At 55.8% G+C, this 22,780-nt stretch carries 16 protein-coding genes; 11 read left to right on the forward strand and 5 right to left on the reverse strand.

Features of this window, described 5'->3' with window-relative positions; translation table 11 throughout:
• Window positions 1–2 precede the first annotated feature (2 nt).
• From MSL71_RS14065 to MSL71_RS14080, 4 genes are all read left to right on the forward strand, one after another.
• On the forward strand, window positions 3–1,283 hold the full coding sequence (locus MSL71_RS14065; protein WP_180141355.1) for a TRAP transporter large permease: 1,281 nt from the start codon (window positions 3–5) through the stop codon (window positions 1,281–1,283).
• A 712-nt stretch (window positions 1,284–1,995) separates the two neighbouring features.
• The gene (locus MSL71_RS14070; protein ID WP_180141357.1) at window positions 1,996–5,166 is read left to right on the forward strand and encodes a VPS10 domain-containing protein; all 3,171 of its coding nucleotides are present in this window, start codon (window positions 1,996–1,998) and stop codon (window positions 5,164–5,166) included.
• Window positions 5,167–5,255: 89 nt separating this feature from the next.
• Window positions 5,256–5,738 carry a PepSY domain-containing protein gene (locus MSL71_RS14075; RefSeq protein WP_218951034.1) on the forward strand — a complete coding sequence of 161 codons (483 nt, stop codon included), beginning with the start codon at window positions 5,256–5,258 and terminating at the stop codon, window positions 5,736–5,738.
• Between the two features lie 13 nt (window positions 5,739–5,751).
• Complete coding sequence (locus tag MSL71_RS14080; protein ID WP_180141361.1) at window positions 5,752–6,996, forward strand: carbohydrate porin; 1,245 nt, start codon at window positions 5,752–5,754, stop codon at window positions 6,994–6,996.
• A 388-nt stretch (window positions 6,997–7,384) separates the two neighbouring features.
• Here the strand turns inward: MSL71_RS14080 and MSL71_RS14085 are convergent, their stop codons facing one another.
• On the reverse strand, window positions 7,385–10,492 hold the full coding sequence (locus MSL71_RS14085; RefSeq protein WP_180141364.1) for a DUF5714 domain-containing protein: 3,108 nt from the start codon (window positions 10,490–10,492) through the stop codon (window positions 7,385–7,387).
• Between the two features lie 640 nt (window positions 10,493–11,132).
• On the opposite strand from MSL71_RS14085, the gene MSL71_RS14090 reads away from it, so the two are divergent.
• The 6 genes from MSL71_RS14090 to MSL71_RS14115 are packed head-to-tail and all read left to right on the forward strand — an operon-like array spanning window position 11,133 to window position 19,783.
• Window positions 11,133–13,034 (forward strand): TolC family outer membrane protein, encoded by a 1,902-nt coding sequence (locus tag MSL71_RS14090; RefSeq protein ID WP_180141366.1) that lies wholly within the window; start codon window positions 11,133–11,135, stop codon window positions 13,032–13,034.
• 34 nt (window positions 13,035–13,068) lie between these two features.
• Window positions 13,069–13,725 carry a transglutaminase-like cysteine peptidase gene (locus MSL71_RS14095; protein ID WP_180141368.1) on the forward strand — a complete coding sequence of 219 codons (657 nt, stop codon included), beginning with the start codon at window positions 13,069–13,071 and terminating at the stop codon, window positions 13,723–13,725.
• Window positions 13,722–15,665 carry a bifunctional diguanylate cyclase/phosphodiesterase gene (locus MSL71_RS14100; RefSeq protein ID WP_180141370.1) on the forward strand — a complete coding sequence of 648 codons (1,944 nt, stop codon included), beginning with the start codon at window positions 13,722–13,724 and terminating at the stop codon, window positions 15,663–15,665. Before MSL71_RS14095 ends, MSL71_RS14100 begins: the two co-directional genes overlap by 4 nt.
• Entirely contained in the window at window positions 15,662–17,806 is a 2,145-nt protein-coding gene (locus tag MSL71_RS14105; protein WP_180141372.1) for a type I secretion system permease/ATPase, read from the forward strand. The genes MSL71_RS14100 and MSL71_RS14105 overlap by 4 nt, the downstream gene beginning before the upstream one ends.
• Window positions 17,807–19,189 carry an HlyD family type I secretion periplasmic adaptor subunit gene (locus MSL71_RS14110; RefSeq protein WP_180141374.1) on the forward strand — a complete coding sequence of 461 codons (1,383 nt, stop codon included), beginning with the start codon at window positions 17,807–17,809 and terminating at the stop codon, window positions 19,187–19,189.
• 3 nt (window positions 19,190–19,192) lie between these two features.
• A complete protein-coding gene (locus tag MSL71_RS14115; RefSeq protein WP_180141376.1) occupies window positions 19,193–19,783 on the forward strand; it encodes a helix-turn-helix transcriptional regulator in 591 nt (196 codons plus the stop codon).
• Between the two features lie 294 nt (window positions 19,784–20,077).
• Here MSL71_RS14115 and MSL71_RS14120 read toward each other — a convergent pair whose 3' ends face one another.
• The 4 genes from MSL71_RS14120 to MSL71_RS14135 form a co-directional block, all read right to left on the reverse strand.
• The gene (locus tag MSL71_RS14120) at window positions 20,078–20,452 is read right to left on the reverse strand and encodes a hypothetical protein (RefSeq protein WP_180141378.1); all 375 of its coding nucleotides are present in this window, start codon (window positions 20,450–20,452) and stop codon (window positions 20,078–20,080) included.
• A 28-nt stretch (window positions 20,453–20,480) separates the two neighbouring features.
• The gene (locus MSL71_RS14125; RefSeq protein ID WP_180141380.1) at window positions 20,481–21,053 is read right to left on the reverse strand and encodes a macro domain-containing protein; all 573 of its coding nucleotides are present in this window, start codon (window positions 21,051–21,053) and stop codon (window positions 20,481–20,483) included.
• A gap of 177 nt (window positions 21,054–21,230) precedes the next feature.
• The gene (locus MSL71_RS14130) at window positions 21,231–21,557 is read right to left on the reverse strand and encodes a hypothetical protein (protein WP_180141382.1); all 327 of its coding nucleotides are present in this window, start codon (window positions 21,555–21,557) and stop codon (window positions 21,231–21,233) included.
• Between the two features lie 116 nt (window positions 21,558–21,673).
• Complete coding sequence (locus MSL71_RS14135) at window positions 21,674–22,102, reverse strand: hypothetical protein (protein ID WP_180141384.1); 429 nt, start codon at window positions 22,100–22,102, stop codon at window positions 21,674–21,676.
• Between the two features lie 528 nt (window positions 22,103–22,630).
• Here MSL71_RS14135 and MSL71_RS26940 point away from each other — a divergent pair.
• A partial coding sequence (locus tag MSL71_RS26940; RefSeq protein ID WP_425484421.1) for a phage integrase N-terminal SAM-like domain-containing protein occupies window positions 22,631–22,780 on the forward strand: 150 nt, incomplete at its 3' end.

Consider the following 22,780-nt stretch of genomic DNA (forward strand, 5'->3'; position numbering starts at 1 on the left):
CCATGGGATTGCTGCTGTTTTTTCTGTTCATGGTGCTGCTCCTCTCCGGCGTGCCCATTGCCGTTGCCATCGGGCTCTCCTCGGTGGTTGTCATCTGGCTGGCGGACTTGGGTATTGCCGTGGTCTCCCCCAACTTTTATTCGGGCATCGCCAAATTTCAGCTCCTGGCCATCCCGCTCTTTATCTTTGCCGGGTTTCTGTTTGAGCGGTGCGGCATCTCAGAGCGGCTGGTGCGTTTTGCCAACCTCCTTGTGGGGCGCAAAAAAGGGAGCCTGGCCATTGTGGCGGTGCTGGTGTGCGTCTTTTTCGGCGGCATCTCCGGCTCGGGTCCGGCCGATGCCGCGGCCATCGGCGCCATCTTGATTCCCGCCATGATCCGGGACGGGTACGACCGTGGCTTTGTGGCCGCCCTCATTGCCGGGGCAGGCTCCACCGCCATCATTGTGCCCGTGAGCATTGCCCTGATCATCTACGGAGCCCTCACCAACACCTCCATTACCACCCTGTTTGCTGCAGGCGCCATTCCCGGTGCTCTGGCAGGGCTTTGCCTGATCCTGCCCGCCTGGTGGATCTCCAAAAAGAGGGGGTACGGCAGCAGGACTGCCATGGCGTCGGACATGGGCCTGTTCCAGGCATTCCGTGAGGCGTTCTGGGGGCTCATGGCCCCGGGGATTATCCTGGGGGGGCTTTACGGCGGGGTGTTTACACCAACGGAAGCGGCTGTGGTGGCTGTTTTCTACGGTCTGATCCTGGGTTTTTTCCTCTACCGGACCCTCACGTTAAAGGCTCTGTACGAGATTTTGGTGGAGGCCTCCAATGCCTCGGCCGTGGTGATGCTTATCATCACCTTTGCCGGGCTGTTTTCATGGACGGCAAGCACCCTGGGGGCCATGGACGCCATTTCCGCATCGCTCCTGGCCATCAGCGACAATCCGTATGTGGTGCTTCTGGTCATCAACCTCATCTTGTTCTGTGCCGGGATGCTCATTGATGCCATCTCCATTTTTTACATCTTTATCCCCATCTTTCTGCCCATCATGGCGCAGTTCGGGTGGGACCCCATCTGGTTCGGCATCATGATGACCTTTAACCTTGCCATCGGTCAGTTTACGCCCCCGGTTGCCGTGAACCTTTACGTGACCACCCATCTGGCGGAGATCCCCGTGGAGGAGACCTTCAAGGCCGTGATCCCCTTTATCCTGGCCATGCTTGCCGGGCTCGTGATCCTGGCCCTTTTCCCAAGCATAACTCTGTTTCTTCCACGCCTTTTCGGTATGATTTAAGGGCCTAAAAAAAGCAATGCCTCCAGCGGCAAGGTGTGTCACCTTGACAGCTGGCTTCCGCTGGGGCATTGCTTGGGCCACCAGGGTGTTGTTGATGACACCGTCCCAAAAGTCCGTCAGCCCGTAGGGTGCACTCTGTGCACCGTGTCCGGCTCACCCAGGGCTTTGATTTGGGGGCACGGAGTGCTCCCGCCACATCGCTTTCCTGAAGAACAAAAAATGGCTTGTATGAAAATTGTCGCTTTGGTAAGCTTCGAAAATTAAAGCGTATAATGAGTTCTTGCCTTTTTTGCCAAGTCCAAAAGACAATCATACCTTACAAGATGTTGATATCCGGTGTGCCGGGCGATTAAATCGCCATAAATAACCCGTGGTATCTTTGTTGCTCGTATTTTTGTCGTATTGGTGCGCGCGTTTGGAGCCGATGTCAAAACGCAGAGCATCTTGTCACTCCCCTTTACCTTATCCCTTTCGTTCACATATCCACGGACTCTGTTCAAGGCATCAGAGCTTTCAGAAAGCGTTGGTTTATAAAAGCTCTGATAACGCAGTAGATGGGGTCTCTCGGGTCGCCAGAAGGGTGAATAAATCAACCCAAAACGGTGACTTGTGTTTTTGTGATGTCTTAACTTTTCTCGCTAACTCATCGTAATAACAGTTTATTGTTTGCTGTTTCGAATGTGCCCGCTAAACTCAAAATAAGGAGTGCGGTATGAAAAAGCGCGTGGTTACCATTGCAACAGCTGTATGCGTCATGGTCTGGTCCGGGATGGCCCTTGCCGAGTGGCGGCCCGGAGAGGCACCGGAGCCTGTGGCTCCCGGAGTATTCGCTCAAAAAGCTGACCTGGAAGTGGACCGGGAGATGCGATCCCTGGAATGGCGATGTGTGGGGCCCTTTGTGGGCGTTCGCGGCTGCGGCGTGGCCGTGCACCCCACGGACAAGAACCGGTTCTATCACGCCCATTCATCGGGCGGGGTGTGGATGTCCGATGACAATGGCACCTATTGGCATCCCATCACCGACGGGCAGATTAACGTGGGGCCGGTGGGGGCCATTGCCCTGGCACCCAGCAACCCGGATATCATCTATATCGGGACGGGGGAGCCCCAACTTCGCGATTGCTCCACCTGGGGTGACGGGGCTTACAAATCCACGGACGGGGGCAAGACCTGGACACACATCGGGCTGGCAAAGACAAAACGCATCTCACGGGTGCGAGTGCACCCGACCAACCCGGACCTGGTCTACATGGCCGCCATCGGCAGCCCCTTCGGGCCGAGTCAGCACCGCGGCGTATACCGCAGCAAGGACGGAGGGGCTTCCTGGGAAAGGATTTTCTTCAAGCATGAACAGGCCGGCGTCATCGACCTGGTGTTGTGCGAACACGATCCGAATATTTTGTATGCGGCGACATTTGAAGTGTTCCGGCGCTCCTGGGTGCTGAAAGCAGGAGGTCCCAATACCGGCATTTTCAAGTCAACGGACGGCGGTGAGACCTGGTCCGAAATCACCAGGAACCCGGGCATGGCCACCGATGACCTGGGCCGCATCGGCCTTGCACACTCCAAGAAAAACCCCGAACGAATCAGTGCCCTTGTGGATTCCAAAGAGCAGCCAGGTCTTTATCAGTCCGAGGACGGCGGCAAGACGTGGGCCTTTGTCTCCGATAACGTCAACATTATTCAGCGGCCCTTCTATTACATGCATCTCCACGCCAGTCCCCACAACGGGGATGAGCTGTGGGTGCTTTCCAACAAGCTCTGGCAGTCCCTGGACGGAGGGAAAACCTGGACCCAGCGCTCCGGGACCAAGGATGATTTTCATGACATGGCCTTTGACCCGGAAGACCCGGATCGCATGATCATCACCCATGACGGCGGCGCCATGGTGACCCGTAACGGCGGGGTTACCTGGTCCGGTCCCTACACCCAGCCCAATCAGCAGGTGTATCGGCTCAATGTGGACAATGAGTTTCCTTACAATCTCTACGGCAACAACCAGGACCTTATCGGCTACAAGGTCCCTTCCGCGTCCATCTACGGCGGTATTTCGCAGGCAGATGTAACGGTCATCGGCAGCGGGGAGTCCGGTGCCTCGGTACCGGATCCCAATGACCCGAATACCATTTATCACCTGGCGCAGAGCACCTTTGCCGCCGGTGGATGCCCGATCCAGCGGGTCAACCTGAAAACGGGGCAGTGGGAGCAGGTCAATGTCTGGCCCGTGATTACCTTCGGAAGAGGGCAGAACGAGGCAAAGTACCGCTTTAACTGGCATGCCCCTGTCCTTTTCGACCCCTTTCGGCCGAAGGTTCTGTACACGGCTGGCGAGGTGGTGTTCCGCAGTAAAGACAGGGGGCAGAGCTGGAAGGTTGTCAGCCCGGTGTTGACCCGTGATGACCCGGAAAAACAGCAGACGGGGGGCTCACCGTCTTCTCTGGAGACATCGGGCCAGGAGGCCTACAACACCATTCACCGCATGGCCGCATCCGGAGTCAAAAAGGGGGTGTTCTGGACGGGCAGTGATGACGGCCTGATTCATGTGACCAGAAACAATTGCCGGAAATGGACCAACGTTACCCCGCCCGGGCTTCCCGAAGACTCGGATGTCCTTGAGATCGAGGCCTCACCCCACGACGCAGGAACGGCGTATGTGGCCATCAGTCGGTACCGGACCGCCAATGATTTTCTTCCGTACCTCTACAAGACGTCGGACTACGGAGAAACCTGGACGGATTTAAGCAAACAGTTTCCGCAGACGGAGATAACGCGGACCATCCGTGAAGATACGGTGCGCAAGGGCCTGCTCTTCGTGGGAACCGAGACAGGCGTGTTCGCCTCCCTGGACGACGGGGCCACCTGGAAGCGGTTGAACCTCAACCTGCCCGCGGTTCCGGTGCACGACATGAAAATCAAGGATGAGGACCTGTGTATCGCCACCTTTGGGCGCAGTTTCTGGATTTTGGATGACATCAGCCCCCTGAGGCAGACCTCGGACGACATTCAGGCCAAGACGGCCCACCTGTTCAAACCGCGCACCCATACGCGTCTGGGCATCAACTGGTGGGCTCTCTACGGCGGGGGCGTGGGCGGTGGCCAGAAGAATTACTTTGTCCAGAACGGGCGCATGGGGCACACCTTCATCGAACTCGGGGTCGTCAACGGGGAGCGCAAGCGCAGGTTCATCGACGCCGGAGGTGCCCGGCCCCGCGGAGCCATTATTTACTACCTGATCGGGGAGGACGCCAAGGAGGTCAGCCTGAGTATCCTCGACGGCAAGGGCGAGCTGATAAAGACTTACGAGGGCGAGATCCTGAGCCGGGAGGTGGGCCTGAACCGAATGGTCTGGGATATGAATTACCCGGATGTGCTCTCTGTGCCGGGCAAGCCGCCTGCAGGTATCGTCGTGGAAGCCAGGCCCGGTACCTACACCGCCAGGCTGACGGTTGACGGGCAGTCCCAGGACCAGGCGTTTGAGTTGCGCATGAACCCCAATGAGACCTGGGGACAGAAAGATGCGGATGCTCGATTTGAATTGTGGTGGCGCATTCGCGATATCTTCGAGAGAACCAACAAAACCATCATTGCTGCCATGGAAATGTCCGAGGAGGCCGGTGAGGATTCGGACATTGCCCAAGAGGCCTCGGCGTTTATCGGAAAGCTGGTACCCATGGGGGCCAACCTGTCACAGATCGCCAACGAGCCGTCCAAGCTGCTGTCCAAGTTGCAAACGGTCCACTGGGTGTTGTTTCAGAGCGAAGGGCGACCGCCCCAGTCCGCCTACGATGTGGTGGACATGCTGGAAAAAGAGATCGACGCCGAACTCACGGCATGGGCGGATTTTCTGCAAAACGGAGATCGATCGGTGGCACAGGCGCAGTAGCTGACCAGAAGGCGAAGGGGCCATGCGGACGCTTCGGTGGATCCATGGCCCCACTGCAAGGGGGATGACGCAACATGAGAGCTGTGGCGATGAACAGGAAGATACACCGATGGGCCGCCATTGCAACGGCCTTGCCGGTCCTTGTGGTGGTCCTCAGTGGTGGTGTTCTTCTGATGAAAAAGAAGCTGGAGTGGATACAGCCTGCGACCCAGAAGGGGGTGGGCCACGAGTTGATACTCAGCTTTGATGAGATCCTGGCCATTGCCGTCTCCGTTGGGCACGTGGGGATCCAGGGCTGGGAGGATATCGATCGCCTGGATGTTCGACCCGGAAAAGGCCTGGTGAAGGTTCAGGCCAAGAACCATTGGGAAATCCAGGTCGATACGAAAACCGGTGAGGTTCTGCAGGTGGCTGTGCGGCGCTCTGACCTCATCGAAAGCATCCATGACGGCAGCTTTTTCCATGAACATGTCAAGCTCTGGGTTCTTCTGCCCACCGCCGTTCTCCTGGCCGGTGTCTGGGCAACAGGTGTCTATCTGTTTTTCTTTCCTTACGTGAAAAAACGAGGTTGAAGCCGAGGAGGCCATGAAAACAAAACCGTGCATTGTCATGATGATCGTTTCTGTGGGTCTTTTTCTGGGCTTAGGAGTCTCCGTTGCATCAACCGGGGGCAAACTCAGGCCCAGGCTGTCACCTGATGAGGTTGAGAACCAGATCGCAATGGACCAGAAGGCCGACCCACTCTACGAATCGCAGCTGCTCTCTCCGCTACGGGACTGGCGGGATGGCGTGGCAGAACAGATGGGGTTGCATCTGGCGGCCGACTATTCAGCCCTTTTCATGCACGTGAGCGACAGCCCGGGGGAAGATAACGCCTCCAGCGGGATTGCGCGTTTTTATGGCTACTGGGACCTGGTGAACCGCGGGGGGCCCAACAAGGGCAGCTTGAACTGGAAAATTGAGAACCGCCATAAGTATTCGGATATTCCACCCAGCGCCCTGGGTTTTGAAAGCGGGTATGCGGGCATCATCGAACCCCCGTTCAGCAACCAGAAGGCGCGCCTGACAAACCTCTACTGGAAACAATATGTCTCCGAAGGCAAGGGCGTGTTCGTGGGAGGCTTTCTGGACACCACGGATTTTATTGATGTCTACCTGCTCTCCAGTCCGTGGACGGGCTTTGCCAATTTCGTCTTTTCAACGGGCTCCGCTTCCATGGACCTGCCCAATGATGCCACCCTCGGGGCGGCAGCCGGTGCCATGCTCAACAGTTCTCTTTACATTCAGGCTGGAATCGCCGATGCCAACGCCGACCCAAGGGATCCGTTTGAAGGGTTTGAGTCCGTCATCGACGACAGTGATTTTTTCAGATGGGTTGAGATCGGCTGGACTCCCGGCAAGGACAAGATCTACTTCGATAACACCCACATCACATTCTGGCAGATTGATGAGCGTGCAAACGGAACGGACGACGGCTGGGGGCTGAATCTCTCCTGGCAACGATGGATCGACGACACATGGCTGCCCTTTATCCGGGGAGGATACACAGATGACAGCGGCAGCCTCCTTGAACGATCGGTATCGGCGGGCATTGGCTGTCAGCCGGTGCCCATGCGCGGTGTCATCGGGGTCGGGTTCAACTGGGGACGTCCCAACGATGTCTCGTTCAAAGGAGCCGATGACCAGTACACCACCGAAGTGTTCTGGCGCTATCAGCTGACAAAGGAGGTGGCCGTGACCCCGTCCCTCCAATACATAAAAGACCCAGCCCTCACCATCGATGAGGATACCTTGTGGGTCCTGGGGTGTCGGCTCCGTGTGGCCCTGTAGCCCGAAGGGTGAGAAAATCGAGCAGAAAACCGTGAATTACATTTTCCATTATTACAACCGGGTCGTTTTCTCATGAAATATCCGGGATAGCGAGATTGAGTAGACGCCCATGATTGCTTTTTGCTATGTTGAATGAGGCATGAAGCCGCCGCCTGGCGGCTGTTCGGTTTTCACGCGAGATTGGGCTGGGGGAACCATGAAAAGACGATACGCGGTGATTCTCTTTGTTTTTACCGTCATCACGGTGTCGGCGTGTTTGCGGTTGATTCATGCCTTATATATAAGGTGAAGGCCGTTGCTTTTGCTGACGATTCCAGCTCCGGCCTCCGGCGATGTTGATGCGTCAGAGTGATATCGCCCGGCGCAACGCGTTGCGATATTTCTGGATTTATCCTTTCACCTTCAGCCACTCCCCCTTGATGTCGCTTTTTCCCGCCACGTACCAGGGACACCCGGACCTGATGCACTCCTTATTGATATTGAACTGAAAGCAGTGGGTGGTGCCGTTTGCCTGCAAGGGGATGGGCAACAGGTCCGCGGAGAGGCCGGAAGCGATCTTGAAGGCGGTTAGGGTTTCCCTGCGGCAGCAGCGGGCCGCTTCCAGCTCACCTAAGGCCGTGATGATCCGGCCGGTGACCTTCTGGATGATCTGCCGCTCCGTGGCTTTCACCGGGGTGCTCTTCAGGATGATGCCGAAGGCGATCCCTGTCCCCAGGGCCGCGCCGCAGCCTCCCCAGAACGCACAGGTTCCGCCGGGAATATCCGCGCCGCGTCGGATGGCCGAGAGGATCTCCTCGTCTCCGACGGCGCCTCCGGCGTTGCGGTACGCCGCGGTGATCACACCCGGAACGATAAAGTGGTGCTCCGGTCCGTGGAGGGGGACAGCCGGGTGCTTTTTTATCTTGTCGAAAAGGGTGATGATGTCAGTCTCCCTGGTGGTCAGGCAGAGGTGCTTGACCACGGAGAGGGCGTCCTCGCTGTGGCAGAGGTCGCAGACGAAATGGCCGTTCTCGCAGAGGGCGTTGGCCATGGCGGACTCTCCGCAGAAGCTGCAGGTCTCTTCCTGCTCCATGTCCAGGTAGGTAAGGGGTTTGCCGCAACGCATGCATCCCGACGCTTTTTTCCCTGTGCTCAGGATGGTGGCACCCGCGGGCTGAGCTGGCTTCTGCTCCTTTTCCACCGGCTGGTAGCAGGCACAGCTGTTTTCCGCGTCCTGATTGGTGATGTTGCCGTCGTTGTCCATGACAAAGGCGGACGGGTCGGAGTGTGTGGCCTCAGGCCAGGGGGCCTCCAGGATTCCGCCCCGGGGAATGACCTCACCCTGGTCGGTGATAACCCCTGCAAAGGGGCCGGGATAGAGAACCTGTGCGCGGGTCTCATCGGGCTTGACGGCCTGGTAGGTGAGGGAATAAAAGGTGTGCCCCTGGACCTCGCGATAAAAGAAACGTTTGATGATCCGGATGTTGGTAAAGCCGGTGGCCTCCAGCATGGCCATGAGGCGGGACTGCACCATGGCCCCGCCGATGCATTCTCCCCGAAGGGTCGGGTCGTTTTGGATGGAGGCGGGGAAGGGGGCGTCGGTGGTCACATCGGAGATGACGGCTCGTCCCCCGGGCTTCAGGATGCGGAAAATTTCTGCAAAGGTCTTTGGCTTGTCCTCGGAGAGGTTTACCACGCAGTTTGAGATCACCACGTCGGCGGTCTCCCGGTCCAGGGGGATGCTTTCCAGGTATCCCTTTTTAAACTCCACGTTCCGGTAACCCAGCCGTCTTCCCACCTCGTCCGTTGCATTACGGGCCCGCGAGAGCATGTCATCAAGCATGTCGATACCGTAGACGCTTCCTGCCGCACCGGTGATCTTGGCGGCGATAAAGCACTCCACCCCGGCCCCGGAGCCTAAGTCCACAAGGGTTTCCCCCTGGTTAAGGTCCGCATCCTGCACCGGGCTTCCGCATCCGTAGGAACGCACCCGGGCAGACTCCGGGATGTGGTGGATCAATTCTTCTTCGTAACAGACCGGGTTGGTGATGTCGGTGTTGGGGGCGTCGGCCGCATCTGCGTAAAAGGCGCCCACCGTGCCCCGGGTCCCGGCAAGGGAGAGCACGCAGTTGGAGTGGGTGAGTGCCACGTCGCCTTCGGCGTGGCTGCACTCGGTGAGGCGGTCGCCCATCTGGATTCGCATGCCGGGCACGCCGTGGGCGTCGGCAACCGTGCCCGCCGCCTTTTCAATAAGGTGAACGGCGATGGCTTCGTAGAGTTCCATGTAGGGATCGTGGCCGATGTAGTGTTGGCCTGCGTAGTAGCTGTGGTCGATATCGCCGCCCCCCACGATGTAGCGAAAAGGGCTTGTGCGGCAGGTTTCGTCATTCACAACAGATAGTCCGCGCAGGTGGCTGAGCGCTTTGCTGTGTCTCCATACCTTTTCGATGCCGTCCCGCATGTGGCCGCAGCATGCGGGTTTGTTGCCGATGAGGGCCGGGGTGGGGTAGATGTGCCCGTCCGGCCCCACGGCAAGGGATTCCCACCCGGCGTTGCCCAGGTCGTGGCGGATGCCCGGAGAGGAGAAGACCCGGGCCTCCATGCTCTTGAGGTTGTCGATGGTGATTCCCAATGGTGCGGCGGCTTTTTCAGCCTCCATAAGGTTGGAGAAAAGCTGTTCCGGGGGGACATGGGCGGTATCTCGTGCCTTTCCGGCGGCAAAGAGCCAGAGGTAATGAACGTCGGCAATGCCGAACCGACCGGCAAGGGTGACGATATCGGCCATCTGGTGGACGTTACCTTTGTGAACGGCCATGGCAAGGGAGGTGTTGAGCCCCGCCTGGGACAGCATGTCAAAAACGGTCAGTAACGTGCTGAATACCCCCTGGCCTCGCATGGCGTCGTGGTTCTCCTCAAGGCCATCCACGCTGATCTGGAAGTGGAGTCGGTCTGTGGGGAGCGTGGTAAGAAAATCCAGGTGCTTCGGGATGAGCAATCCGTTGGTGAGGATGGCAAGGCGGGTGTTTTCCTTGCTCAGGAGAAGGCGGCAGATGCGTTGAAAGTCAGGGTGGAGCAGGGGTTCGCCCCCGGTGATGTAATAGGTCTCTGTGCCTAAGGGCTCGGTTGCCCGGTACAATGCCTCGATCTCCTCAAAATTGAGGCTTTGCCTTGTTTTGGGGGAGCAGGAGAAGAGGCAGTGACGGCATGACAGGTTGCAGTGATCCGTCAGGTGAATCCAGCATTCGGCCAGGCGGTTTAAGGAGAGAATCTCACCGCGCCCGGAGTAGGGGGCGGAATTGCTCCGGGGCATAAGGGATAAAAACTGTTTTGTCCTGAGCTGCTCCAGGGGTCCCTTTGTCTCGTTGCCGTGCGGGGCGCTTTTCGTCGCGGCCAGCTCCTGAAGCAAACGGTCCCCGGCCGTGTTGGGGACGCACCAGTGAGGAGAGTCCGGAAAAACATATATGGGTACCTCGGCGCCGGAAAGACGTGTGAACGTATCTGGAAAGGTCGTGGACATGGTTCATTACCTTCTCGTTTGCAGGTGGTTGGGGGAGGCTTTTTTTAAGCATCTGTAAAGATGGCGGGATTGCGGAGATGCGGTCGATTTTTATCTACTTTACATGCCGACCGAGGGAATGTCAAAACCTCACGCGGGTCCATAAGATATGACAGGTCTGTTGAAAGGGGCATCTCAAAAAATCCATGGTCTGTCGCCAGCGCGACGCAGCCGGATATGCCCGATATGGGGCCTGACGGATAAGCATATCCCGGCACTTTCCGGTGTTGCTGTGGGTTGGCAGGCGCCTGTAACGGGTGGCCGGTCGCTCTGATGCGACGTGGCCCATTTGCCGCGGCAGTGGTTTTGTTGTGAGGTTCCTGTTTAGATGACTCTTTGTCTTGAGTATTTTGTGTGAAATTGGTAAAAGGATATTTCTAATACTATAGAAAAACAAAGAAAGGCCCGGGGGGTTACGTAAGTCGTGTAAACGTGTCTATTGACAGGTGCTGTTTTATTGAATATGTGTTCGCTGGCTTTAAAACTAGCGAAACTCCGTGATGATTTGGTGCGGGGTACGATGGTTTTAAAATCAACAAGTTAAATCGTGGTGGGAGAATATTCAGGCATGTGCAACAGGTTGTTCCGTCGGGTGATCCCGATGGCTGTTTTTGTTTTATCGGTGACAACCGTCGCTTTGGCAGAAGGCGAACGGGTTGTCTCAGAGTCCATGACACTGCGTCAGGCACTCGAAATCGTCACAAACACAAATCCGGAAATTTTGGAGGCCAGGCAGAGGTACGAAAGCGTTCTTGCTGAGCGATCCATCGCAAAAAGCGGGTATCGTCCAACCATCGGCGCAGAACTTGCTGCGGGACCGGAAGTAACGGACGGCGAAGATACCAACGATGAGCGCGAGGAGTTGACGGCTGCAACGGCAACGGTCTATGCGCGGATGAATTTATTCAACGGCGGCAGAACACGGGCCACCGTGCGGGAGACCGACGCCCGGATCCTCTCCGCCGCTTACGAAGTGCTCAATGTCAGCAACCGGGTCTATCTGGATACGGCCGAAGCTTACCTCGGTGTGCTCCAGGCCAAAGAGATGCTGGCCCTGGCGAAAAAGAACGTGGCCACCCAGAAGCAGATTCTCCGCCAGGTAAGGGAAAAGGCCGAGTCCGGGTTCAACAGGGTCTCCGACCTCAAAAACTCCGAGGCCCGGTTTGCCCTGGCCCAGAGCAACTACATCTCCAGGCAGCAGAACCTGAATCAGGCGGTGGTCAAGTTCCACAGGCAGTTCGGCCGTTTTGTCTCCCCTGATCGCATGGTGCGTCCTGCCCCGTCCTTTTTCGTTCCCGAGACCGTCGAGGGTACGGTGGATATCGCGTTGAAAAATCATCCGGCCCTGTGGGTCTCCCAGTCCAATATCCAGGTTCGAAAGCAGGCCGTGGAAAAAGCAAAGGCCGCGTACTGGCCCTCCCTGGACCTTGAGCTCAAGGCCCAGCGTCGTTCCGATACCGGGGGAGACGAAGGGGACACAGACCAGGCCTCGGCCATGCTGAAGCTGAACTACACGTTCTTTGACGGCGGCGTAAGAAAAGGGGAAACCCTGAAGAGCAACAGGAACCTTCATGGGGAAAATTACAGGGCTTACCTCGAACGGCGAAACGTCAATGAGTCCGTGAGGCTGGCCTGGAATATCCTTCAGGCTGAAAAACAGCGGGAAAAATACCTCGGTGACCATGTTCGGCTCTCCCTGGACACCCTGTCCGCCTTTAAAGAGGAGTACCACTTAGGTCGCCGCACCCTCCTTGACCTGCTCAACATGGAAAACGAATACAACTCGGCGGAAACCGCCTTGGTGGAGTCCGTGTACTCCTGTCTGACGGCCACCTACAGGATCGCAGGCACAACCGGGCTGATGCTGCGGGAATACGATCCGGGCCTTCGCAAGGCCATGGGGCTTCCCCTGGAGGCATCCCTGGAGTGCGCCGGGGACGACGACCTGGAGCACAACCGGGACCAGGACTCCGTGGACGATCCCTGTGACCAGTGCGACAACTCCGTTCCGAAGAGCAGCACACCTGCATCGGGTTGCGCCGGGGACGCCATGCAGACCGTGGGATTCGAGGAGACAGACGTCGTGGCCCCGTACATCGTGACCGGGACACCGGACGCCTTTGACCTGAAGATCGATACCTCCCGGAAGGAGCAGACCATCGCCCTTGAGGGGATCAGCTTCAAGCGCAACTCGGGTTCACTGACCAAAGAGGCTGAAAAGCAGCTCACCTACGTTGCGGACCAGCTCAAGGCCACAGAGGGGTTTTCCGTTGAAGTGGTGGGGCATACCGATTCCGACGGCTCCAAGGCTTACAACCTCAAACTCTCCCGGAAAAGAGCCCGTAGTGTGTGTGACGCCCTTGTGGGACTGGGTGTGAATCGTGAGATCCTCTCCTGGTCCGGCAAAGGGGAGAGCGAGCCCGTGGCGGACAACGCCACCGGGGACGGCAAACGAAAAAATCGACGGACCGAGTTCAAGCTGACCAGAAAGGTCCGTTCGTAAATTGGCGGGGAGTCCTTTCCCCACCGGAGGCTTCGTGCGTCGAGCCTTTTTGATACTTCTGGTGTGTTCACAGCTTGTGGCTGCACGGGAGGCCAATCGTTTCTATGTGCCCGAGAATGCAGCCGCACGCTACAGGGAGACCTACGGAGAGCAGGCCACCAAACGCCTCAACGGCCTTCTTGCCCTTATGGAAAGCCTGGTGAACGCCACTGAAGAGCAGAAGGTGGCCGAGATCAACCGGTTTTTCAACCAGGTAACCTACGCCACGGACAGGACCGTGTGGAACCGGGACGATTACTGGGCAAGCCGCCTTGAGTTTTTGGGCAAGGGGCGGGGCGACTGTGAGGATTTCGCGGTGGCCAAGTACCTGACCATGGTCCAGGTGGGGGTGCCCGAGGAGAAGGTATTTCTCACCTATGTCAAGGCCATCGGCTACCCGGACGCTGCTCACCTCGTTGTGACCTACTACGCTGCGCCCGGCGCCGTTCCCCTCGTTTTGGACAACTACAAGACCACCATCGAACCCGCCACCGAACGTCCCGATTTGATCCCGGTCTACAGTTTTACAGCCGATGACCTGTACCTTCAGAAACAGCAGGGCCTGGGCAAGCGGATAAACAGGAAACCCTTGAAAAACCAGAAGAAGCTGAAAGCCGTTGATCCGGAGATCCGTGAAAGGGGAAGGTCATGAGTCTTTTCAAACAGATACAGGTGTTGATAACCGTGGTCCTTGTGGTGATGCTGAGCATTGTCATGAAGATCAACTTTGACCGTGCCCGTGATTTTACCGGGATGCAGCTTTACACCGGCGCGAAAAACACCGCCAATGTCTTGGCCCTGTCCCTGAGTTCCGCACCTGCCGACGCGGGGTTTACGAAGTCGGCTGTGAACGCCATGTTTGACGGGGGGTATTACGAACGCATCGAGCTCGTCCGTTCAAACGGCGTACCGGTCTACGAGCGGCACGAGGCCGTGCGCGTGGAAGGGGTACCCGAGCTGTTTATCCGCATGGTGACCCTGGATCCGCCCGTTGCCGAGGCCCGTGTCATGAACGGGTGGTCCGTCTTCGGAACCCTCAAGGTGAAAGGGCATCCGGGACACGCCTATCTGCGGCTCTGGGACACCTTCAAGCAGCTCTGCCTCACCTTTGTGCTGGTGGGCGGCGCAGCCCTTTTCGTCTGCTGGGTTATCCTGCGGTATCTCATGAGGTCCCTGACGGACATCCGGCGTCAGGCCGAGGCCATCAGCAACCACGAGTTCATCATCAACAGCAATCTTCCCGGCACCCCGGAACTCAAAGAGGTGGTCCTTGCCATGAACACCATGGTGGAAAAAGTGAAGGCCATCTTCGACCGGCAGCTGCAAACCATTCGGGATTATCAGGCGCTTCACTTCAAGGACCCCGATACCGGGGTGTACAACCGTTCCTATTTCGTAAAGCAGCTGGGGCATTTCCTGGAGAGCGATTCCGGGGGCTCGGTGGGGGCGGTGATGATCCTCAGCCTCGACGGCATGGAGCGCCTCGGCCTGTCCGGTGGTCATCCCGTGATGCACCATTTTTACAGCGGGCTCGTGGAAATGATGAAAACCGAGGCAGCAAAGGTCCCTGAGCATGTGGTTGCCCGGTTGTCCCACCAGGAGTTCGGCGTGGCCCTTCCCGGGTGCCTTCGGGAAGATGCCCTGGCCGTCTCCGATGCCATCATTAAGGGCGCCCATGCCCTGACCACCGGCCACCCCACCTTCAAGGGCGAGGTGACCGTCAGCGGAGGGCTGGCAGCCTACGGAGCTGAAGAGCGCGTGGGCAGCATCCTGTCCAAAGTCGATTACGCCCTTTCTGTCTCCAAATCCGGGGCCCCCTGGATGGTGAAAACTTACAGCGGCCGGTCCGCCCCCTGCCTCTCGGGGAAATACGAGTGGAAGCGGATGATCGAAGATGCCTTTGACAGCGGGCGGTTTCCTGTGGATGCCCAGGCTGTTGTGTCGGCCGACGGCGAGCTTCATCGGGAGGTGTATGTCTCCATGGTGGACGGCGACGGGGTGCTTCACAAGGCAGGGGAGTTCATGCCCATGATCATTACCCTGGGGTATGCGGCCCGACTGGATCGGGTTGTGCTTGATGCCGTGGCAGAGCAGATCGCCCGGGATCGTCACGGGGTTTTCGCCGTCAACCTGACCCGTGAATTCTGCAGGGACCGGGAGTCGTTCCTGTGGCTTCGGCAGTTCCTGTCTGCCCAGCGGCCCGTGCGGCACCGGGTTGTCTTCGAACTTCAGGAGGCGACCCTTCTGAGCTCTCCGGAGATCTGCATGGACCTTGCCGGGCTTTTCCGGGGCATGGGCTACGGGTTCGGCCTGGATCAGTGCACGATGCAGGATGCCACCCTGACCCTTTTGAAAGACCTGAAGCCCGACTACATGAAAGTGGATGCCGATTATCTGGATGATCCGGAGCAGGGTGGGGTGTCCGACGTCGCCCTCAATGCCCTTGCCACCATTGCGGACAGCCTGGGGATCAGGCTTGTGGCATCGAAAATTGAATCAGAGGACCAACGGGAGATGCTGGAGAGGAGGAACATCCGTTTCTTCCAGGGCCGTGCCATCGCCGAGGTCGAACCGTTGGGGAATCCGTCATGAGTTACGATATATCCACAGACCCGGTGATGCAGTGCCTGGTCGTGCTGACAAAGATAAACAACAAACCCGCCTCGGCAGAAGCCCTGGCTCAGGGGCTGCCCTTTGATCCCACGGTGGAGAAGCAGCGGCTCTTCAGCCTGGACAAGGGCAAGTCCAACGTCTCCCGGGCAGCAGCCAAGGCAGGCTTTCAGTCCCGCCTCCAGAAGCGGTCTCTCTCCGAAATCCCGGCCGTTGTCCTGCCCGTCATCCTGATGCTTAAAGATGACAAGGCGTGTGTGCTGACGCGGATTTCCCACGGCAGCGGCATGGCCGAGATCATCGTGCCGGAGGTGGACGACACCCCCCGGGAGATTGAGATCGAGCGTCTGGCCGAGGAGTACCTGGGCTATGTTTTTTTTCTGAAGCGCACCTATGACGGGGCTTCCGGGGATGATGAAGAGGTGAGACGCCCCTCGGACGGGCATTGGTTTTTCGGGACCATGAAGCGCTTCAAGGGGATCTACGCGCGGGTGCTATTGGGCACGCTCCTGGTGAACCTGTTTGTGGTGGCAGGGCCTCTGTTTACCATGAACGTTTACGACCGGATCATTCCCCATAACGCCGTGGAGACCCTCTGGGTCCTGGCGTCCGGCATCTGTCTTGTCTATCTTTTTGACCTGGTCATCAAGTGTATCCGCACCTCGTTCCTTGAAACAGCGGCCAAGAAGAGCGACATCATCCTCTCGTCCCTTCTTTTTGAACAGGCCATGAACCTCAAGCTGAAGGAGAGGCCCCGGTCCGTGGGCTCCTTTGCCAACAACATCAAAGATTTTGAAAGCATCCGCTCCTTTTTTACCTCCAGCGCGGTCACCGCGTTTATCGAGGTGCCCTTTGCCGTTCTTTTCATGATCGTCATCTACTCGATCCATCCGGTAATGGCCCGAGTGCCGCTTACGGTCATGGTCCTGATCCTCCTGACGAGTCTTTGTCTGAAAAAGCCCATCTACAGGATCGTGGAGAGCACCCATGAAGCCGCGGCCCGGAAAAACGGGATCCTGGTGGAGGCCCTGGCCAACCTGGAGACCATCAAGGCCTTCAACGCAGGCAGCTCCATGCAGTGGCACTGGGAGGAGAGCACCGGGGATATTGCGACAAAGAGCCTCAAATCCCGCATTATGTCCAACTCCCTGAGCGTTTTTTCCGCCTTTCTGACCCAGTTCAGCTCCGTTGCCATTATCGTGGTGGGGGTCTACCTCATCAAAGCGGGCGAACTCTCCATGGGCGGGCTTATCGCCATCAACATGCTCTCTTCCCGCACCATCGCCCCCATGTCCCAGGTGGTGGCGCTGCTTTCCGGGTTCGAGCAGATGCGCGCCGGACTCAAATCCCTCAACGAGTTGATGGACAAGGAGGTGGAGCGTCCCGCAACCAAGCAGTTTGTCCGGCGTCAGGATATCAAGGGCGACATTGAGTTCAAGGACGTGAGTTTTGCCTATCCGGGCGAGCAGATCAATGCCCTGTCGGACGTGAACTTTCGCATCAAGGCAGGCGAGCGGGTAGGGATCATCGGTCAGGTGGGGTCGGGTAAATCCACCATCAGCAAGATCCTCCTTGGATTTTACGAGCAGGATCAGGGCTCGGTTTTTGTGGACGGCCTGGATGTCCGGCAGATCGATCCCGTGGACCTGCGGCACCATTTCAGCTACGTGCCCCAGGATGTGGTTCTGTTCTCCGGTACGGTGCGGGACAACATGACCCTGAAATCTCCCCATGCGGACGATCGGGCCATCATCAGGGCGGCTGAAATCGGCAGGGTGAACACCTTTACGGACCGTCACCCCCTGGGCATGGATCTTCAGGTGGGGGAGCGGGGCGCCAGCCTCTCGGGAGGGCAGCGCCAGTCCGTGGCCCTGGCCCGCTGCTTCATCGACGACACCCCTTTGGTCCTGCTGGACGAACCCACCAACGCCATGGATTTCAATACGGAGCTTCAGGTGATTTCCAACTTAAAGCAGGTGACCCAGGGCAAGACCACGGTCATCATTACCCACAAACCCTCGATACTGGAGGTGGTGGACCGCATCATCGTGATGCACAACGGGTCCGTTGCCATGGATGGCCCCAAGGCCGAGGTGCTGGCAAAGCTGGGGGGGGCGCAGTAAATGGCAACCGAAAAGAGTGTGCGGAAACAAGGCGTCCAGGGGCGCCGTCTGTCGGGGCGGTCCGGGCGATACAGCAGCCAGGACATTGAGTTCATGAACAGCTTGAGCGCTGCCGTCCTTGCGGGAAACCCTAAAAAATCAAATTTCTTTTTGTGGATCATTGCCGCCCTGGTGTTTTCCCTTCTCGGGTGGATGAGCGTTGCGCGCCTGGATGAGCGAACCCGTGGCATCGGCAAGGTGATTCCTTCCCGCCAGATCCAAGTGGTGCAGAACCTTGAAGGGGGGATCATCAAGGAGATCAGGGTCCGGGAAGGGGACAAGGTGACCAAAGGGGAGGTGCTCATCGCCATCGACGACACGGGCGTGGGCAGCTCTTACGCGGAGAGCAGCTCGGTGATCAACGAACTCACGGCCCGCTCCGTCCGTCTGGCGGCCGAAGCCGGAATTCTCTCCTTTGAAGAGGGCGTGGCCGAAGCCCAGGAGGTCAAGGACCTGCTTGCAAAGGAGAAGCGCCTCTACGAGACCAACACCCGGCGCAAGCAAAGCGAAATCGAGGTGATGCGCGAACGGCTTCGCCAGCGCGAGATCGAACTGGCCGAAGCAGAGATGAACATCCGCATGCTGGAGAGCAGCACTCAGATGATCGCCCGGGAGATGGAGCTCACGCGTCCTCTGTACAGGAAAGGGCTGGTCTCGGAGTTGGAGTATATTCAGCTCAAGCAAAAATCCCTGGACAGGAACCACGAGCTTGAAAGCGCGCGGAAAAAGGTCGAAACCCTCAACTCCCGTATTGTGGAGGCCAAAGAGCAGAACAGTGAGCTGGAGGCGCGGTTTCGAAGCGAAGCCCAGGAAGAGTACAACAAGGTGATGGCAGAGATCGAACGCCTCAACCAGAGCCGCCTGGCCATTGAGGACCGGGTTCAGCGCACAAGCGTCCGGTCCCCTGTGAACGGTACGGTTAAGCAGATCCTCATCAATACCGTGGGCGGGGTGGTGAAGCCGGGCATGGACATCCTGGAGATCGTCCCGGATGAAGAATCCCTGGTGGTAGAAGCGAAAATCAAGCCCTCGGACATCGCCTTTCTCTACCCCGGCCTGAAGGCTGTGGTAAAGATCACGGCCTACGATTTTGCCATTTACGGCGGCCTTGACGGCCAGGTGACCCACATCAGCGCGGACACCATCACCGATGACCGAAGGGAAGAGTACTACCTGGTCCGCATCGAGACGGACCGGAACTACCTCGGCACGGACGAGAACAAAAAAGAGATTATAGTTGGGATGACGGCCCAGGTGGACATCATCACGGGCAGCAAAACCGTGATGGCCTATCTGCTGAAACCGATTTTAAGGGCCAAAGAAAATGCGTTGGGGGAGAGGTAGTTCATGATTTGTGTGTGCAGTAGCGATAGCCGGTGGGTGAAATCCCTTGCCGGTCTTCCCCTTGATGACGACAATCTCGTGCATGTGACCGGCCTTGAGGGGCTGTCCGATGTGGAACCGAATTCTGTGAGCCTGCTTCTCATCGACTTGAAATCCTGCGGCGAAGACAATCTGGATTCGGTTGTCCCTCCCATGATTGCCCTTGCCGAAAGGCCCCTGTACGACCAGGGCATGAGGCTTCTGCGGCGCGGGGTCCGCGGCTACGGCAATCGCCACATGCACCGCGAAAACCTGGCCCAGGCCATTACGGCCGTCAAGGAAGGCCAAGTCTGGATGCCCCCTGAGTTCGTGACCCGGATGATCGCCTCCCTTACACCGACACTACCTGAAAAGGCCTTGCCCGATACCCTGGAGCCCTTGAGCAGACGGGAAGAAGAGGTGGCAGGCTTTGTGGCAGAAGGCCTCTCCAACAAGGAGATCGCCGAAAAGATGGTCATCACCGTGCGCACGGTAAAGGCCCATCTCACCTCGATTTTTGCTAAAACGGGCTTTCGGGATCGCCTGGAGTTGGCTGTGAAGATGAAAAAGGGATGATTGGTCTATCGGGTTTGTGAAGGGGGCGTTTGCCTCCGTACAAACTGTTTTTCCTGAAGGAAAAGAAACTAAATATGGCTGGAATGATTTGTTCCTCAAAGCGGACAGAATATAAAGCGACTGGGATTGAGAGTCACTTGTGTATCGTGCCATACTCATCTCGCCGATTTATGTAAGGAAAGATGACGAATGTTGGACTATGAATACGGAACGATATCTTGATATTTGGAATACTTTAGATAACGAATAAGGCCGAAAAAGCAGCACGTGCGACCGGTCGTGAGCACGTTCTTGTTAGCGGATACTTTCCGTCACGTCAGGTTTTTCAAAAGCAAGCACATTGACGCAATAGTTCTCACCTGCAATGAAAAACTCTTGCACCTCACCGTTCTCCATTGATATAAAACCTTTTCGTTGGCTTTCTTGGTCGAACCATCCACCACTCTCAATTTCAAAAAGCCATCCATTTGTTGTGGAACAATGCGGCCAAAATTCTAATAAATCGCCTTCGTCAAGAACTCTAAAGCCGAGGGTGCTATAAAAGGCAATATCGAACCTATAATTATCAACTGATATTGTAACCACCAACGTCTCAGTATCGAAGTCGATATTGATAACTTCAGAGAGATTACCTATCTCGAGCTGTTCATTTAGCGATCGACTTTTCAATATAACAAAACCTCAGATCTACTTGCCGCTAATATTGCCTCATAGCATATGGTGCTTGAGCTGGGTGAACAATTTTTCTCCATTGATTGAATGCTATAATAAGAAATGCCGTCCTCATTTGTTCAGCGGAATCTTCAGGAGAAACCCCACCAATACCACAACCAAATGCTGAACAAACAACATGTTCAAAATTATTTTGTATTGCAACAATCAACGCAGCTCGCAATGCCAAGTACGGGTTGATAGTATTGGGGATATGGCCTGGAATACGCATTGTCGGAGCATATATCAATGCTGGCCTTTTTTTATTTGGATAAACTGTTAGGGCCGTTCCAACGGGTAACTCTCCAAAGAAAGTATCTGTAATGTTTTTCTGGACTAATTTTTGAGCCTCCCCATTAAAACTATCATCTATTGCTTTATCGACTCCACCACCCATATCCCCGAAACTGTTTCCAGCAGTTATAAGAGCATCGCACTTGAATTTGGTAATATCCCCCTCAACAACTGAAACTTCATTTATATCCTGAAATTCCGCACTAAATGTATCGAGGACTGATGTATTAAGATCGCATATGGTCAATTTCAAGGGGCTCTTCATACTTGATCCAAATTTTTTTATTATTTTATGTCGTTTGAAAATCATATTTTATATAGCGAGCGCCGTGCTTCACCCGGCGGGCGGGTAGCGCGACTGAGCTTCAAATGTGAAAGCCTTCGGCCGACTGAGTGGACAGAAAAACCGCACTTGCGCTCGATCGGTGTTCAATCCTTAATGTTAAGCATTGTCCCATGATGCCTGGACAGAAAATCCGTGAAAGTGAAGAATAATTCCCTTACCCATAGTATCTCCGCTACTATACCACTGTTCACTATTTTCATAATTGATATCACCGCCATAATCGATGCGACCAAATCTGTAGCCTTGGTTATTGAGAGTCTCTATCATCGATTCGATTTTATCAATTAATACCCGTGATATATGATCTCGTCCATTTGTTTTTGTAGATTCAAAGAACGAAATTAATTCCTGATTAAGCTCTTTTTGGAACTTGAGAATTAGTGAGTATCTTTCTTCTGAATTTAGTCCTTTTAAATTCATCATATATATTTCTTATGCTTAACGCGTGGCTATGCCGACCCAAAAAACTGATAGGGGCAGCTGTTGGTGTTACGAAAGACTTGGCCAGCTTTTTTGGGGCGGCCCTGAGCCAAATTGTTCTACATATAATTTTTATCTGGGTCATCAGGGTGAAGGATGTTAACAACAAAGCCCTTCGAACAATTTAGTTTGCTGATTGCAGATTGAACAATTTCTGATTTCGCGGCATTAGCTGTCGCATGAAAATACTTTTCAGCACTTTTTGTGTCAATTACATAGTCTGATTTCATAGCACTCGCAATGAGATCAACTTTCGGCCATTCCATGTTATCATTGGCTGAAAAATTATAGCTTGGCCAACTAGCTATGTCGTCTTCGTATACCTCTGCACTTTGTAAATCAGATGTAAAAAATGCTGAAAGCTCAATCATTCCATTCCAAGGAAATAGACCAATGTCCAAAATAAGTATTTCATCAGAAGATTGAAGGCTCTTTATTGAATTAGCCATTTCATTTGCTAATTTTTTTGTCCAATCTCTTATATTCATTTAATATCCGTAAATATATGTAGTTGTAGAACGTTAAGCTGTGCGGCCGCCGCGACACCGTTCGAATCAACCAACGGCAAGCTGTAGGCGGTCCATAGAAGTAACTTGTGCACGCCCGGCATGGAGGTGACCCGAAAGTTTAACCGGGAAGTCCTCTATGCGTGAATCCTGCCTACCAAACAACGGTTTAGCATAAGCACTAGCCTAAGACAAGGGCGGCATCGTGAGGTTCCGTCTGAAGGAGATGGAGCGGAGCGGAATCACGGGCGTCAGCCAGAACGACCGAAGGGAGTGGTCACTCTAAAGCAAATCTATGAGCCGACGAACAGACAAACCGGCAGGAGCCAGGGTTTGAGCCGTAGTTCAAGAAAGCCGCTACGCGGCAAATCATTCCTCAACCGGCATAGCAAAAATCAATATCCCTGCATACCAGCATATTTAAAACGAAAGAAAAACATCGTAGCCTTCCGGCAACTCAACCAATTCTAACCAAAGGAGACTACGATGCACGACTATTATGAAAAATCAATGCGCGCTTTGCAACTGGCAGGTTTGGGAGAAAGCACCCAAAAGGCATACACACGCGCTGTTCGTAAGCTTGTCGATTATTGTGGCAAGACGCCTGACAAAATCACGGAAGAAGAAATTGAAGCCTACTTTCTTCATCGACGAAACGTT

The sequence above is a fragment of the Desulfoluna butyratoxydans genome, assembly GCF_900699765.1.
GTDB lineage: Bacteria > Desulfobacterota > Desulfobacteria > Desulfobacterales > Desulfolunaceae > Desulfoluna > Desulfoluna butyratoxydans.